General features: G+C 56.4%; 13 protein-coding genes and 1 tRNA gene. All 14 read right to left on the reverse strand.

Annotation, left to right across the window (positions count from 1 at the left end):
- A partial coding sequence (locus FHK92_RS12765) for a GTP-binding protein (RefSeq protein ID WP_309109606.1) occupies positions 1–164 on the reverse strand: 164 nt, incomplete at its 3' end.
- A gap of 31 nt (positions 165–195) precedes the next feature.
- Entirely contained in the window at positions 196–2,301 is a 2,106-nt protein-coding gene (gene fusA, locus FHK92_RS12770) for an elongation factor G (protein WP_030138516.1), read from the reverse strand.
- Between the two features lie 30 nt (positions 2,302–2,331).
- Positions 2,332–2,802, reverse strand: a complete 471-nt coding sequence (gene rpsG / locus FHK92_RS12775; RefSeq protein WP_003186074.1) for a 30S ribosomal protein S7 — start codon at positions 2,800–2,802, stop codon at positions 2,332–2,334.
- A 102-nt stretch (positions 2,803–2,904) separates the two neighbouring features.
- The gene (gene rpsL, locus FHK92_RS12780; protein ID WP_003186084.1) at positions 2,905–3,276 is read right to left on the reverse strand and encodes a 30S ribosomal protein S12; all 372 of its coding nucleotides are present in this window, start codon (positions 3,274–3,276) and stop codon (positions 2,905–2,907) included.
- 216 nt (positions 3,277–3,492) lie between these two features.
- Positions 3,493–7,692 (reverse strand): DNA-directed RNA polymerase subunit beta', encoded by a 4,200-nt coding sequence (gene rpoC / locus FHK92_RS12785; protein ID WP_181288390.1) that lies wholly within the window; start codon positions 7,690–7,692, stop codon positions 3,493–3,495.
- Positions 7,693–7,756: 64 nt separating this feature from the next.
- Positions 7,757–11,830 carry a DNA-directed RNA polymerase subunit beta gene (rpoB, locus tag FHK92_RS12790; protein ID WP_181288391.1) on the reverse strand — a complete coding sequence of 1,358 codons (4,074 nt, stop codon included), beginning with the start codon at positions 11,828–11,830 and terminating at the stop codon, positions 7,757–7,759.
- Between the two features lie 220 nt (positions 11,831–12,050).
- Entirely contained in the window at positions 12,051–12,416 is a 366-nt protein-coding gene (rplL, locus tag FHK92_RS12795; RefSeq protein ID WP_030138519.1) for a 50S ribosomal protein L7/L12, read from the reverse strand.
- A 78-nt stretch (positions 12,417–12,494) separates the two neighbouring features.
- The gene (gene rplJ / locus FHK92_RS12800) at positions 12,495–12,995 is read right to left on the reverse strand and encodes a 50S ribosomal protein L10 (protein WP_030138520.1); all 501 of its coding nucleotides are present in this window, start codon (positions 12,993–12,995) and stop codon (positions 12,495–12,497) included.
- Between the two features lie 198 nt (positions 12,996–13,193).
- A complete protein-coding gene (rplA, locus tag FHK92_RS12805) occupies positions 13,194–13,889 on the reverse strand; it encodes a 50S ribosomal protein L1 (protein ID WP_030138521.1) in 696 nt (231 codons plus the stop codon).
- Positions 13,889–14,320: a 50S ribosomal protein L11 gene (gene rplK / locus FHK92_RS12810; protein ID WP_003176435.1), complete on the reverse strand. Its 432-nt coding sequence runs from the start codon at positions 14,318–14,320 to the stop codon at positions 13,889–13,891. Before rplK ends, rplA begins: the two co-directional genes overlap by 1 nt.
- Before the next feature lie 117 nt (positions 14,321–14,437).
- The gene (nusG, locus tag FHK92_RS12815) at positions 14,438–14,971 is read right to left on the reverse strand and encodes a transcription termination/antitermination protein NusG (RefSeq protein WP_010443972.1); all 534 of its coding nucleotides are present in this window, start codon (positions 14,969–14,971) and stop codon (positions 14,438–14,440) included.
- 9 nt (positions 14,972–14,980) lie between these two features.
- Complete coding sequence (gene secE, locus FHK92_RS12820) at positions 14,981–15,349, reverse strand: preprotein translocase subunit SecE (RefSeq protein ID WP_181288392.1); 369 nt, start codon at positions 15,347–15,349, stop codon at positions 14,981–14,983.
- A 45-nt stretch (positions 15,350–15,394) separates the two neighbouring features.
- Positions 15,395–15,470 (reverse strand) — tRNA-Trp (locus FHK92_RS12825).
- 53 nt (positions 15,471–15,523) lie between these two features.
- The coding region (locus FHK92_RS12830; RefSeq protein WP_445758192.1) for an EF-Tu C-terminal domain-related protein at positions 15,524–15,613 on the reverse strand (90 nt) is incomplete at its 5' end.

Raw genomic sequence — 15,613 nt, forward strand, 5'->3', positions numbered from 1 at the left:
TCCGGGGCGCTGTCGATCTTGTCGAAGTCAACCTTGGCCGAACCGAAAACTTCGGAGCAGACGCGGGTCAGAGCAGCGGTCAGGGTAGTTTTACCGTGGTCAACGTGGCCGATGGTGCCAACGTTGACGTGCGGTTTGTTCCGTTCAAATTTTTCTTTAGCCACGACAATTAACTCCTAGCTTAAAGGGGCTGGATCAGCCTTGCTTTTTGGTAACAGTCTCGACGATATGCGACGGAGCTGTATTGTATTTTTTGAATTCCATAGAGTAGCTTGCGCGACCCTGAGACATGGAGCGAACGTCGGTTGCGTAACCGAACATCTCACCCAACGGAACCTCGGCGCGGATAACCTTGCCGGAAACCGTATCTTCCATACCCAGAATCATGCCGCGACGACGGTTAAGGTCGCCCATGACATCACCCATGTAGTCTTCAGGCGTAACGACTTCTACCGCCATGATAGGTTCCAGCAACTCACCACCGCCCTTCTGGGCCAGTTGCTTGGTAGCCATGGAAGCAGCCACCTTAAACGCCATCTCGTTGGAGTCGACGTCGTGGTAAGAACCGTCGAACACGGTCGCCTTCAGGCCGATCAGCGGATAGCCGGCAACTACGCCGTTCTTCATCTGCTCTTCGATACCCTTCTGGATCGCCGGGATGTATTCCTTCGGAACCACACCACCTACGACTTCGTTCAGGAATTGCAGACCTTCCTGACCTTCGTCAGCAGGAGCAAAACGGATCCAGCAGTGACCGAACTGGCCACGACCGCCGGACTGGCGAACGAACTTGCCTTCGATTTCACAGCTCTTCGTGATGCGCTCACGATAGGAAACCTGAGGCTTACCGATGTTGGCTTCGACGTTGAACTCACGGCGCATCCGGTCAACCAGGATGTCCAGGTGCAGCTCGCCCATGCCGGAGATGATCGTCTGACCAGTCTCTTCATCAGTCTTGACGCGGAAAGACGGGTCTTCCTGAGCAAGTTTGCCCAGAGCGATACCCATTTTTTCCTGGTCATCCTTGGTCTTGGGCTCAACGGCAACCGAAATAACCGGCTCCGGGAAGTCCATGCGAACCAGGATGATTGGCTTGTCAGCGTTGCACAAGGTTTCACCAGTGGTGACGTCCTTCATGCCGATCAAGGCCGCGATGTCGCCAGCGCGCACTTCCTTGATTTCTTCACGGGCGTTTGCGTGCATCTGCACCATACGACCCACACGCTCTTTCTTGCCTTTTACCGAGTTGATCACGCCGTCGCCGGAGGCCAACACGCCCGAGTAAACTCGAACAAAGGTCAAGGTACCCACGAATGGGTCGGTAGCGATCTTGAACGCCAAGGCCGCGAACGGCTCGTCATCGCTTGCGTGACGCTCCATTTCCTCTTCCTCGTTATCAGGGTTGGAACCCTTGATAGCAGGAATGTCGGTTGGAGCAGGCAGGAAGTCGATCACGGCGTCGAGAACCAGGGGAACACCCTTGTTCTTGAAGGAAGAACCGCAAACAGCCAGAACGATCTCACCAGCGATAGTACGCTGACGCAGAGCGGCCTTGATTTCGTCGTTGGTGAGTTCTTCACCCTCGAGGTACTTGTTCATCAGCTCTTCGCTGGCTTCGGCGGCTGCCTCAACCATGTTGCTGCGCCATTGCTCAGCTTCTTCCAACAGCTCGGCAGGAATTTCCTTGCGAACAGGAACCATGCCCTTGTCGGCATCATTCCAGTACACAGCCTGCATGTTGATCAGGTCGATCTGGCCCTGGAAGTTGTCTTCCGAACCGATAGCGAGCTGGATAGGCACCGGAGTGTGACCCAGACGCTGCTTGATCTGACCGATTACGCGCAGGAAATTGGCACCAGCACGGTCCATCTTGTTTACGTAAACAAGACGTGGAACGCCGTATTTGTTGGCCTGACGCCATACGGTTTCCGACTGAGGCTCAACACCCGAAGTACCACAGAACACAACGACAGCGCCGTCGAGTACGCGCAGGGAACGCTCAACTTCAATGGTGAAGTCTACGTGGCCCGGGGTATCGATAACGTTGAAGCGGTGCTCGTGCGGGTACTGCTTCTCGGAACCTTTCCAGAAGGCGGTGATAGCAGCAGAAGTAATGGTAATACCACGCTCCTGCTCCTGCACCATCCAGTCTGTGGTCGCGGCGCCGTCATGCACCTCGCCCATTTTGTGACTTTTGCCGGTGTAAAAAAGGACGCGCTCGGTGGTGGTGGTTTTACCAGCATCCACGTGAGCAACGATACCGATGTTACGGTAGCGGTTAATCGGTGTAGTACGAGCCATAAAGCCCTCGCAAATTGAGTGACGCTAAAATTAGAAGCGGTAGTGCGAGAAAGCCTTGTTGGCTTCAGCCATACGGTGCACGTCTTCACGCTTCTTAACTGCAGCACCTTTACCTTCAGCAGCGTCCAACAGTTCACCAGCCAAACGCAGGGCCATGGACTTCTCGCCGCGCTTGCGGGCGAAGTCTACCAGCCAGCGCATTGCCAGGGCGTTACGACGGGAAGGACGAACTTCGACCGGAACCTGGTAAGTAGCACCGCCTACACGGCGCGACTTCACTTCGACCAGCGGAGCGATGGCGTCGAGAGCTTTCTCGAAGATTTCCAGGGGATCGCTGTTCTTGCGTTCCTTAACTTTGTCCAGTGCGCCATAAACGATACGTTCGGCAACGGCTTTCTTGCCGCTTTCCATAACGTGGTTCATGAACTTGGCGAGAATCTGGCTTCCGTATTTCGGATCGTCCAGAATCTCACGTTTGGCTGCTACGCGACGTCTTGGCATGATAAGCCCTCAAGCGGTCTTCAGGTTAGCCCGGGACAGCGGATGCGTGCCCGACCTTACTCTTATCGACTCAATAAAAATGAAAAACTGCAAAACGACCGATTACTTCGGACGCTTGGTACCGTACTTCGAACGACCCTGGTTACGACCTTTAACGCCGGAAGTATCCAAAGAACCGCGAACGGTGTGGTAACGAACACCTGGCAAGTCTTTTACACGACCGCCGCGGATCAGTACCACGCTGTGCTCTTGCAGGTTGTGGCCTTCACCACCGATGTACGAGGAAACCTCGAAACCGTTGGTCAGACGCACACGGCATACTTTACGCAGTGCCGAGTTAGGTTTTTTCGGCGTGGTGGTATACACACGGGTGCATACGCCACGACGTTGCGGGCAGTTCTGCAGCGCAGGCACGTCGGATTTCTCGACGATACGCTTACGCGGCTGACGTACCAGCTGGTTGATAGTTGCCATCTACTAGCTCCACTGTTGTCTTGCGACGCTATTGTCTTGCAAGAAAAGCAAAATGGCAGGAACGAATTCCCGCCAAATTTAGGGGATCAAGAGTCTAAAGAGGATCTTGTCCCCAGTCAAGGCAAGGCCCCGACCTCCCCGCCCGCCAGATCTCGACAATTTGTCTCGATCCGCCGAACGGGGTGACCAGGGCCAGGCACTTAATCAACGCCGAACTCAGTTACCGCTCGAGTTCAGTGCTTCGGTCAGTGCAGCTTCCACTTCACTGGCGCTTACGCGCAACGGCTTGTCTGCATCACGGCGACGCTTGCGCTCGCTGTGATAGGCCAAACCGGTACCAGCCGGGATCAGACGACCCACGACCACGTTTTCTTTCAGGCCGCGCAGGTAATCGCGCTTGCCGGTTACCGCCGCTTCGGTCAGTACGCGGGTGGTTTCCTGGAAGGAAGCCGCCGAGATGAACGATTCGGTGGACAACGACGCCTTGGTGATACCCAGCAGCACGCGAGTGAACTTGGAGACGAACTTGTCTTCGGTCGCCAGGCGCTCGTTTTCCACCAGCACGTGAGTCAGTTCCATCTGGTCGCCCTTGATGAAACTCGAGTCGCCGGATTCAGCAATCTCGACCTTACGCAGCATCTGACGCAGGATGGTCTCGATGTGCTTGTCGTTGATCTTCACGCCTTGCAGACGGTAAACGTCCTGGATCTCGTTCACGATGTACTTGGCCAGCGCACTCACACCCAGCAGACGCAGGATGTCGTGTGGATCGCTCGGACCGTCGGAGATAACTTCGCCGCGGTTTACCTGTTCGCCTTCGAAGACGTTCAGGTGGCGCCACTTCGGAATCAGCTCTTCGTACGGATCGCTACCGTCGTTCGGAGTAATGACCAGACGGCGCTTGCCCTTGGTCTCTTTACCGAACGCGATGGTGCCGCTGACTTCAGCCAGGATCGAGGCTTCTTTCGGACGACGGGCTTCGAACAAGTCGGCAACACGCGGCAGACCACCGGTGATGTCACGGGTCTTCGAAGTTTCCTGCGGGATACGAGCGATAACATCACCGATCGCGATCCGCGCGCCGTCCGCTACACCGACCAGGGCGTTGGCTGGCAGGAAGTACTGAGCGATTACGTCAGTGCCTGGCAGCAACAGATCCTTGCCGTTGTCGTCGACCATCTTCACGGCCGGACGGATGTCCTTGCCTGCAGCTGGACGATCTTTTGCGTCGAGTACTTCAATGTTGGTCATACCGGTCAATTCGTCAGTCTGACGCTTGATCGTGATGCCTTCTTCCATGCCCACGTAGGTCACGGTACCTTTCATCTCGGTAACGATTGGGTGAGTGTGCGGATCCCACTTGGCCACGATGGCACCAGCGTCGACCTTGTCGCCTTCCTTCACCGAAATCACAGCACCGTACGGCAGCTTGTAACGCTCACGCTCACGACCGAAGTCATCAGCGATGGCCAGCTCACCGGAACGGGACACAGCCACCAAGTGACCGTCGACACGCTCAACGTGCTTCAGGTTGTGCAGGCGGACGGTACCGCCATTCTTCACCTGGACGCTGTCAGCCGCGGAGGTCCGGCTTGCCGCACCACCGATGTGGAACGTACGCATCGTCAGCTGGGTACCCGGCTCACCGATGGACTGGGCAGCGATAACGCCGACCGCTTCACCGATGTTCACCTGGTGACCGCGAGCCAGGTCGCGACCGTAGCACTTGGCGCAGATGCCGTAGCGGGTTTCGCAGCTGATCGGCGAGCGTACGATCACTTCGTCGATGCTGTTGAGCTCGATGAACTCGACCCACTTCTCGTCAACCAGGGTGCCAGCGGGAACGATGACGTCCTCGGTACCTGGCTTGAATACGTCACGGGCAATGACACGACCCAATACGCGCTCACCCAATGGCTCGACAACGTCACCGCCTTCGATGTGCGGCGTCATGACCAGGCCGTGCTCGGTGCCGCAATCGATCTCGGTCACGACCAAGTCTTGCGCCACGTCTACCAGACGACGAGTCAGGTAACCGGAGTTCGCTGTCTTCAACGCGGTATCCGCGAGACCCTTACGAGCACCGTGAGTGGAGATGAAGTACTGAAGTACGCTCAAACCTTCACGGAAGTTCGCCGTAATCGGCGTCTCGATGATGGAACCGTCCGGCTTGGCCATCAGGCCACGCATACCGGCGAGCTGACGGATCTGCGCAGCAGAACCCCGCGCACCCGAGTCGGCCATCATGTACATCGAGTTGAACGATTCCTGGTCGACTTCGTTGCCGTGGCGGTCGATGACTTTCTCTTTCGAGAGGTTGGCCATCATCGCTTTGGAAACTTCGTCGTTCGCCTTGGACCAGAGGTCGATCACCTTGTTGTACTTCTCGCCCTGGGTTACCAGGCCGGAAGCGTATTGGCTTTCGATCTCTTTCACTTCTTCGGTGGCAGCACCGATGATGCGGGCTTTTTCATCAGGGATAACGAAGTCGTTAACACCGATGGAAACGCCGGAGATGGTCGAATAGGCAAAACCGGTGTACATCAACTGGTCAGCGAAGATAACGGTCTCTTTCAGACCAACCACGCGGTAGCACTGGTTGATGAGCTTGGAGATCGCCTTTTTCTTCATCGGCAGGTTGACGACATCGAACGACAAGCCTTTTGGCACAACCTGGAACAACAGCGCACGGCCGACAGTGGTGTCGACAATACGAGTGTTGGTCACGCTGTTGCCATCACGATCGTTGACGGTTTCGTTGATCCGCACCTTGATCTTGGCGTGCAGTGCGGCTTCGCCAGCACGGAACACGCGGTCGACTTCCTGCAGGTCCGCGAATACACGACCTTCGCCCTTGGCGTTGATCGCTTCACGAGTCATGTAGTACAGACCCAATACAACGTCCTGGGACGGAACGATGATTGGCTCACCGTTGGCTGGCGACAGGATGTTGTTGGTCGACATCATCAACGCACGCGCTTCGAGCTGGGCTTCCAGCGTCAGCGGTACGTGCACGGCCATTTGGTCGCCGTCGAAGTCGGCGTTGTACGCAGCACAGACCAGAGGGTGCAGCTGGATAGCCTTACCTTCGATCAGTACCGGTTCAAACGCCTGGATGCCCAGACGGTGAAGGGTCGGTGCACGGTTGAGCAGCACTGGGTGTTCGCGAATCACTTCGGCAAGAACGTCCCAGACCTCTGGCAGCTCGCGCTCGACCATTTTCTTGGCGGCTTTGATGGTGGTCGCGAGACCACGCATTTCCAGCTTGCCGAAAATGAACGGCTTGAACAGCTCCAGGGCCATTTTCTTTGGCAGACCGCACTGGTGCAGACGCAGGGTCGGGCCTACGGTAATTACCGAACGACCGGAGTAGTCAACACGCTTACCGAGCAAGTTCTGACGGAAACGACCTTGCTTACCCTTGATCATGTCAGCCAGGGATTTCAGAGGACGCTTGTTCGAACCGGTGATAGCGCGGCCACGGCGACCGTTGTCGAGCAAGGCGTCGACCGCTTCCTGCAACATACGCTTTTCGTTGCGCACGATGATGTCCGGAGCGGACAGATCGAGCAGGCGCTTCAAGCGGTTGTTACGGTTGATCACTCGACGATACAGATCGTTGAGGTCGGAAGTCGCGAAGCGACCGCCATCGAGCGGAACCAGTGGACGCAGGTCTGGCGGCAGAACCGGCAGAACGGTCAGCACCATCCACTCTGGCAGGTTGCCGGAACCCTGGAAGGCTTCCATCAACTTCAGACGCTTGGACAGCTTCTTGATCTTGGTTTCGGAGTTGGTTTGCGGAATTTCTTCGCGCAGGCGACCAATCTCGTGCTCCAGGTCGATCGCGTGCAGCAGTTCGCGGACAGCTTCGGCACCCATGCGGGCATCGAAATCGTCGCCGAACTCTTCCAGCGCTTCGAAGTACTGCTCGTCATTCAGCAGCTGACCTTTTTCAAGGGTGGTCATGCCTGGATCGATAACGACATAGCTCTCGAAGTAGAGAACGCGTTCGATATCACGCAGGGTCATGTCCATCAGCAAGCCGATACGGGACGGCAGCGATTTCAGGAACCAGATGTGAGCAACTGGCGAGGCCAGTTCGATGTGCGCCATGCGCTCACGACGAACCTTTGCCAGCGCGACTTCTACGCCGCACTTCTCGCAGATCACGCCGCGATGCTTCAAGCGCTTGTACTTACCGCACAGGCACTCGTAATCCTTTACCGGGCCAAAGATCTTGGCGCAGAACAGGCCGTCACGCTCAGGTTTGAACGTACGGTAGTTGATGGTTTCCGGTTTTTTAACTTCACCGAACGACCACGAACGGATCATCTCAGGCGAGGCCAATCCAATACGGATGGCGTCGAACTCTTCGACTTGACCCTGGTTTTTCAGCAAATTCAGTAGGTCTTTCAAGGCCTTTCCTCCTGGCGGAGCAGAGAGCGGGCAACACAGCCCCGCTCTCGATTCGCGTCACGTGTTATTCGGTTTCCAGATCGATATCGATGCCGAGGGAACGAATTTCCTTGATCAACACGTTGAAGGACTCGGGCATGCCCGGCTCCATACGGTGATCGCCGTCCACGATGTTTTTGTACATCTTGGTCCGGCCGTTCACATCGTCCGACTTCACTGTGAGCATTTCTTGCAGAGTGTATGCAGCACCGTACGCTTCCAGTGCCCAGACCTCCATCTCCCCGAAACGCTGACCACCGAACTGCGCCTTACCACCCAGCGGCTGCTGGGTAACCAGGCTGTAAGAACCGGTAGAACGAGCGTGCATCTTGTCGTCTACCAAGTGGTTCAGCTTCAGCATGTACATGTAGCCAACGGTAACCGGACGCTCGAACTTGTTGCCGGTACGGCCGTCGAACAGCTGCATCTGGCCGCTTTCCGGCAGGTCTGCCAGTTTCAGCATGGCCTTGATTTCGCTTTCCTTGGCACCGTCGAACACCGGGGTAGCCATTGGAACGCCGCCGCGCAGGTTCTTCGCCAGATCCAGGATTTCCTGGTCGGAGAAGGTGTCCAGCTCTTCGTTGCGCCCACCGATCTCGTTGTAGATTTCGTGCAGGAACTTACGCAGGTCTGCAACCTTGCGCTGCTCTTCGATCATACGGTTGATCTTCTCGCCCAACCCTTTGGCCGCGAGGCCCAGGTGGGTTTCAAGGATCTGACCAACGTTCATACGCGAAGGTACGCCCAACGGGTTGAGGACCACATCGACCGGGGTGCCATTGGCATCGTGCGGCATGTCTTCAACCGGCATGATCACGGAGACCACACCCTTGTTACCGTGACGACCGGCCATCTTGTCGCCCGGCTGGATGCGACGACGGATTGCCAGGTAAACCTTGACGATTTTCAGCACGCCTGGAGCCAGGTCATCGCCCTGCTGCAGTTTGCGCTTCTTGTCTTCGAACTTGTCGTCCAGCAGACGGCGGCGATCAACGATGTAGGCCTGGGCCTTCTCGAGCTGCTCGTTCAGAGCATCTTCAGCCATGCGCAGTTTGAACCACTGGCCGTGCTCAAGACCGTCGAGGACTTCGTCGGTGATCTCCTGACCTTTCTTCAGGCCGGCGCCGCCTTCGGCTTTGTGGCCGACCAGGGCGGAGCGCAGACGTTCGAAAGTCGCGCCTTCGACGATACGGAACTCTTCGTTCAGGTCCTTGCGGATCTCGTCGAGCTGAGTCTTCTCGATCGACAGTGCACGAGCGTCACGCTCAACGCCGTCGCGGGTGAAGACCTGTACGTCGATGACGGTACCCTTGGTGCCGGTAGGCACGCGCAGGGAAGTGTCTTTTACGTCACTGGCTTTTTCACCGAAGATCGCACGCAGCAGTTTTTCTTCCGGAGTCAGTTGGGTCTCGCCTTTCGGAGTGACCTTGCCGACCAGGATGTCGCCTGCGCCTACTTCAGCACCTACATAAACGATACCGGCTTCGTCCAGCTTGTTCAGTGCGGCTTCACCCACGTTCGGGATGTCCGCAGTGATTTCCTCTGGGCCAAGCTTGGTGTCACGAGCCACGCAGGTCAGTTCCTGGATGTGGATCGTGGTGAATCGGTCTTCCTGAACCACACGCTCGGACAGGCAGATGGAGTCTTCGAAGTTGAAGCCGTTCCATGCCATGAACGCGATGCGCATGTTCTGGCCCAACGCCAGTTCACCCATGTCGGTGGACGGACCGTCGGCCATGATGTCGCTGCGCTGAACCCGATCACCTTTGCTCACCAGCGGACGCTGGTTGATGCAGGTGTTCTGGTTGGAGCGGGTGTACTTGGTCAGGTTGTAGATGTCGACACCGGCTTCGCCAGTTTCAACTTCGTCATCGGCAACACGAACCACGATACGGCTGGCATCGACGGAATCGATCACGCCACCACGACGAGCCACGACGCAAACGCCGGAGTCGCGAGCAACGTTACGCTCCATGCCGGTACCTACCAGCGGCTTATCGGCGCGCAGGGTTGGTACAGCCTGACGCTGCATGTTCGAACCCATCAACGCACGGTTGGCGTCGTCGTGCTCGAGGAACGGGATCAGCGACGCTGCAACCGAAACAACCTGCTTCGGCGATACGTCCATCAAGGTGACGTCTTCCGGCGCCTTGACGGTGAACTCGTTCAGGTGACGAACAGCTACCAGCTCGTCGATCAGGACCTTCTTGTCGTTCATCGTGGCCGAAGCCTGGGCGATCACGTGATCAGCTTCTTCGATGGCGGACAGGAAAACGATCTCGTCGGTGACCAGGGCGTCTTTCACCACGCGGTACGGGCTTTCGAGGAAGCCGTACTGGTTGGTGCGCGCATAGGCAGCCAGGGAGTTGATCAGACCGATGTTCGGACCTTCCGGCGTTTCGATCGGGCATACGCGACCGTAGTGAGTCGGGTGTACGTCACGAACTTCGAAGCCTGCACGCTCACGAGTCAGACCGCCTGGGCCGAGTGCGGAGACACGACGCTTGTGAGTGATCTCGGACAGCGGGTTGTTCTGGTCCATGAACTGGGACAGCTGGCTCGAACCGAAGAACTCCTTCACCGCCGCAGCCACAGGCTTGGCGTTGATCAGGTCTTGCGGCATCAGGCCTTCGCTTTCAGCCATCGACAGGCGTTCCTTGACCGCGCGCTCTACGCGCACCAGGCCAACACGGAACTGGTTCTCGGCCATTTCGCCTACGCAGCGAACACGACGGTTACCCAGGTGGTCGATGTCATCGACGATGCCTTTGCCGTTACGGATGTCGACCAGGGTCTTGAGGACCGCAACGATGTCATCCTTGTTCAGCACGCCCGAACCTTCGATCTCGGTACGACCGATACGACGGTTGAACTTCATCCGGCCGACCGCAGACAGGTCATAGCGCTCAGGGCTGAAGAACAGGTTGTTGAACAGGGTCTCGGCAGCATCCTTGGTTGGAGGCTCGCCAGGACGCATCATGCGATAGATCTCTACCAGGGCTTCCAGCTGGTTGCCGGTGGAGTCGATCTTCAGCGTGTCAGAGATGAACGGACCGCAGTCGATGTCGTTGGTGTACAGGGTCTCGATGCGAACGACCTGGGCCTTGGCGATTTTCGCCAGGATTTCGGTGGTCAGCTCGGTGTTGCACTCTGCCAGGATTTCGCCGGTGGCCGGATGCACGATGACCTTCGCGGTGGTGCGACCCAGGACGTAGTCCAGAGGCACCTGCAGCTCTTTGATCCCGGCTTTTTCCAGCTGGTTGATGTGGCGAGCGGTGATACGACGACCCTGCTCGACAATAACCTTGCCTTTGTCATCCTGAATATCGAGGACAGCGATTTCACCGCGCAGGCGCTGAGGCACCAGTTCCAGGCTGAGGTTTTCACCTTGCACGTGGAAGACGTTGGTGGTGTAGAACGCGTCCAGCACTTCTTCGGTGGTATAGCCGAGCGCGCGCAGCAGTACCGATGCAGGCAGCTTGCGACGACGGTCGATACGCACGAATACGCAGTCTTTCGGGTCGAACTCGAAGTCCAACCACGAACCGCGGTAAGGAATGATGCGCGCGGAGTAGAGCAGTTTGCCGGAGCTGTGCGTCTTGCCACGGTCGTGGTCGAAGAACACGCCCGGAGAACGGTGCAGCTGGGAAACGATTACACGCTCGGTACCGTTGATTACGAAGGTACCGTTCTCAGTCATCAGGGGGATTTCACCCATGTAGACTTCTTGCTCTTTGATGTCCTTGATCGCTTTGTTCGACGATTCTTTGTCGAAAATGATCAGGCGCACTTTTACCCGCAAAGGTACGGCGTAAGTTACACCGCGCAATACGCATTCTTTGACATCAAATGCCGGTTCGCCCAGGCGATAACCGACGTACTCCAGCGCAGCATTGCCGGAGTAGCTGATGATCGGGAAAACGGATTTGAAGGCCGCATGCAGGCCCACGTCGCGGAACTGATCTTTAGTCGCTCCCGCTTGCAAGAATTCACGATACGAATCCAGCTGGATGGCCAGGAGGTACGGCACATCCATGACGTCCGGCAACTTGCTAAAGTCCTTGCGGATACGTTTTTTCTCAGTATATGAGTAAGCCATCAGCGTTCCCCAGCTTGGTCACCTGCTTGTTTGGCCCCTCCCGACGGGAGCAGCCAGAAAATCGTGCAAACCCCATGGTTTGCGCCACCACATCGGGTGGTTACAGCTCGCAATCAGCACCGACCCAGTCGGCTGCCAATAACGGAAAAAGGCCGGTGGCAAGAGCCACCAGCCATCAGCCTGTCGCTTAACGCTCGGGCTGGAGACGCAAAGTCGATGCTTACTTCAGCTCGACTTTAGCGCCTGCTTCTTCCAGAACTGCTTTGGCTTTGTCAGCTGCGTCTTTGGCAACAGCTTCCAGAACCATGGCAGGAGCGCCGTCAACTACAGCCTTGGCTTCTTTCAGGCCCAGACCGGTCAGTTCACGTACTGCCTTGATCACGTTTACTTTCTTCTCGCCAGCTTCGGTCAGCATGACGTTGAATTCGGTTTGCTCTTCAGCAACGGCAGCAGCAACAGCTGGACCAGCGGAAGCAGCAGCAGCGGTAACACCGAATTTTTCTTCGAAAGCTTTGATCAGCTCAACAACTTCCATTACGGACATGTTGGCAACGGCTTCGAGGATGTCGTTTTGAGAGATAGTCATGAAACTAAATTCCTGAATTGGGGGACGGCCTACGCGACCATCGAAATAAACAAAAAACGCGAAAAGAGGTGTCGCGCCTTAGGCTGCGGCAGCTTCTTTCTGGTCGCGCAGTGCCGCCAGGGTACGAGCCAATTTGCTGGTGGCGCCTTGCATCACGCTCATCAGCTGGGAAATTGCTTCGTCACGGGTCGGCAGAGTCGCCAATACGTCGATCTGGTTAGCTGCGAGGAACTTGCCCTCGAACGCAGCTGCCTTAATCTCGAACTTGTCCTGACCTTTGGCGAATTCCTTGAACAAACGGGCAGCAGCGCCAGGATGTTGAGTGGAAAACGCGATCAAGGTCGGGCCGGTGAACACGTCGTTGAGGACACTGTATTCAGTGTCAGCAACAGCGCGCTTGAGCAGGGTGTTACGTACTACACGTACGTAAACGCCAGCTTCACGAGCCTCTTTACGGAGTCCGGTCATAGCGCCTACTGTTACGCCACGGGCATCAGCCACGACAGCGGACAGAGCAGCTTTGGCAGCCTCGTTGACTTCAGCGACGATGGCCTTCTTGTCTTCGAGTTTAATTGCCACGGGTTTAACTCCTGCTTGTTACCGTTTCATCCGATCGAAACCGAATGTCGTTTTGGTGTCTGATTCGGTAAGGAACCGGGAGCACCATCTGCGTAGGCTTGTGGTTTAAGACTTGCGTCGCCTACGGTCTTGGACAGCCCCCGCCAGGCAGGGACCCCAATATGTCGACTGGCGCAATCGCTTGCGCCAATCTGTGTCTTACGCGTCGAGCGAGCTCTGATCAATGATCAGACCTGGGCCCATAGTGGTGCTCAGGGTAACGCGCTTGACGTAGATACCTTTCGAAGAAGCTGGCTTGATACGCTTCAGATCAGCGATCAGGGCTTCAACGTTTTCCTTCAGCTTGACGGCGTCGAAGCCAATCTTGCCAACGGAAGTGTGGATAATGCCGTTTTTGTCGGTGCGATAACGAACCTGACCAGCCTTGGCGTTCTTAACCGCGGTGGCTACGTCTGGGGTTACGGTGCCGACTTTAGGGTTAGGCATCAGGCCACGTGGACCGAGGATCTGACCCAACTGACCTACAACGCGCATGGCATCCGGGGATGCGATCACGACGTCATAGTTCAGGTCGCCGCCTTTCATTTCAGCAGCCAGATCGTCCATGCCTACGCGATCAGCGCCAGCAGCCAGAGCAGCTTCAGCTGCTGGGCCCTGGGTGAACACCGCAACGCGAACGGTCTTGCCAGTGCCGTGTGGCAGCACGGTAGCGCTACGTACGACCTGGTCGGATTTACGTGGGTCAACGCCCAGGTTCACAGCAACGTCGAACGACTCGCTGAACTTGACAGTCGACAGCTCGGCCAGCAGAGCGGCGGCGTCTACAAAGTTGTAGGCCTTGCCTGCTTCGATTTTGCCGGCGATAGCCTTTTGACGCTTGGTCAGCTTAGCCATTACACACCCTCCACGTTAAGGCCCATGCTACGAGCAGAACCGGCGATAGTGCGCACGGCTGCATCCATATCAGCTGCAGTCAGATCCGCGTTTTTGGTTTTCGCGATTTCTTCCAGCTGAGCACGGGTAACGGTGCCAACCTTAACGGTGTTTGGACGAGCGGAACCGCTGGTCAAACCTGCAGCCTTCTTCAGCAGAACCGAAGCAGGGGTGCTTTTTGTTTCGAAAGTGAAGCTACGGTCGCTGTAGACAGTGATGATCACTGGAGTCGGCAGACCCGGCTCAAGACCCTGAGTACGGGCGTTGAAGGCCTTGCAGAATTCCATGATGTTCACGCCGTGCTGACCCAGTGCAGGACCAACAGGTGGGCTTGGGTTAGCCTGAGCGGCCTTCACTTGCAGCTTGATGTAAGCGGTAATCTTCTTGGCCATGAGGCACTCCAATTACGGGTTCGAACGCCTCGAAAGGCTCCCCGGTTGCTTGCGCGTTTATCCCAGTGACGACAAAACCCCACAGCCTTGGGCTGCGGGGTTGGGATGCCTGTTCGATCAGACCTTTTCGACCTGACTGAACTCCAGCTCTACCGGAGTAGAGCGACCGAAAATGAGCACTGCCACCTGGATCCGGCTCTTTTCGTAGTTAACTTCTTCAACCGTGCCGTTGAAATCAGCGAATGGACCATCGGTGACACGTACAACCTCACCTGGTTCAAACAACGTTTTCGGCTTCGGCTTGTCGCTACCATCAGCGACGCGACGCAGAATCGCTTCTGCCTCTTTATCAGTAATCGGCGCAGGCTTATCGGCGGTACCGCCAATGAAGCCCATCACACGAGGGGTATCCTTGACCAAGTGCCAAGTCCCTTCGTTCATATCCATCTGTACCAGCACGTAGCCCGGAAAGAACTTGCGTTCACTTTTGCGTTTCTGGCCATTACGCATTTCAACCACTTCTTCAGTGGGAACCAGAATCTCGCCAAAGCCATCTTCCATGCCAGCCAGCTTCACACGCTCTATCAGCGAGCGCATAACATGCTTCTCGTAACCCGAGTAAGCATGCACAACGTACCAACGCTTAGCCACGGGACACCCTTAGCCAACAATCAAGGAAACAAGCCAGCCGAGCAGGGAGTCGAGCCCCCACAACAGCAACGCCATTACCAGAACAACAGCCACAACGATCAACGTGGTCTGCGTGGTTTCTTGGCGAGTCGGCCATACGACTTTACGAATCTCGGCGCGAGCTTCCTTAGCGAGTACAAAGAAAGACTTGCCCTTGGCTGTCTGCAGGCCTACAAAGGCAGCTACAGCAGCAATAGCAAGCAATGCAAGTACGCGGTACAGGATCGGCGAAGCAGAAAAATACTGATTGCCAACAACGCCAACAACCACCAAAGCGACTACCACTAGCCACTTGAGCAGATCGAAGCGAGAGCCTTGAGCTTCAGCTTTAGGAGTCATCTATGAAGATCCTGTGAAAAGAAAGCCAGACACACCGAGTGAATCTGGCAGGTCAGGAGGGAATCGAACCCCCAACCTACGGTTTTGGAGACCGTCGCTCTGCCAATTGAGCTACTGACCTAAAACAAAATCAGGCCGACCATTATGCCGGCCCGAAAAAGACATTACAACTGTTTACTCGATTACTTTGGCTACGACACCAGCGCCGACGGTACGACCGCCTTCACGGATAGCGAAACGCAGGCCGTCTTCCATCGCGATGGT

Origin of the sequence: Pseudomonas brassicacearum subsp. neoaurantiaca, assembly GCF_013608025.1 — a bacterium.
In the GTDB taxonomy this organism is placed as follows: Bacteria; Pseudomonadota; Gammaproteobacteria; order Pseudomonadales; family Pseudomonadaceae; genus Aquipseudomonas.

Bases quoted from the DNA above. Each gene is read 5' to 3' on its own strand.
- rplA (WP_030138521.1), bottom strand. From the start codon at position 13,889: ATGGCTAAGCTGACCAAGCGTCAAAAGGCTATCGCCGGCAAAATCGAA.
- rpoB (WP_181288391.1), bottom strand. From the start codon at position 11,830: ATGGCTTACTCATATACTGAGAAAAAACGTATCCGCAAGGACTTTAGC.
- rpsL (WP_003186084.1), bottom strand. From the start codon at position 3,276: ATGGCAACTATCAACCAGCTGGTACGTCAGCCGCGTAAGCGTATCGTC.
- rpsG (WP_003186074.1), bottom strand. From the start codon at position 2,802: ATGCCAAGACGTCGCGTAGCAGCCAAACGTGAGATTCTGGACGATCCG.
- fusA (WP_030138516.1), bottom strand. From the start codon at position 2,301: ATGGCTCGTACTACACCGATTAACCGCTACCGTAACATCGGTATCGTT.
- rplK (WP_003176435.1), bottom strand. From the start codon at position 14,320: ATGGCCAAGAAGATTACCGCTTACATCAAGCTGCAAGTGAAGGCCGCT.
- secE (WP_181288392.1), bottom strand. From the start codon at position 15,349: ATGACTCCTAAAGCTGAAGCTCAAGGCTCTCGCTTCGATCTGCTCAAG.
- rplL (WP_030138519.1), bottom strand. From the start codon at position 12,416: ATGACTATCTCTCAAAACGACATCCTCGAAGCCGTTGCCAACATGTCC.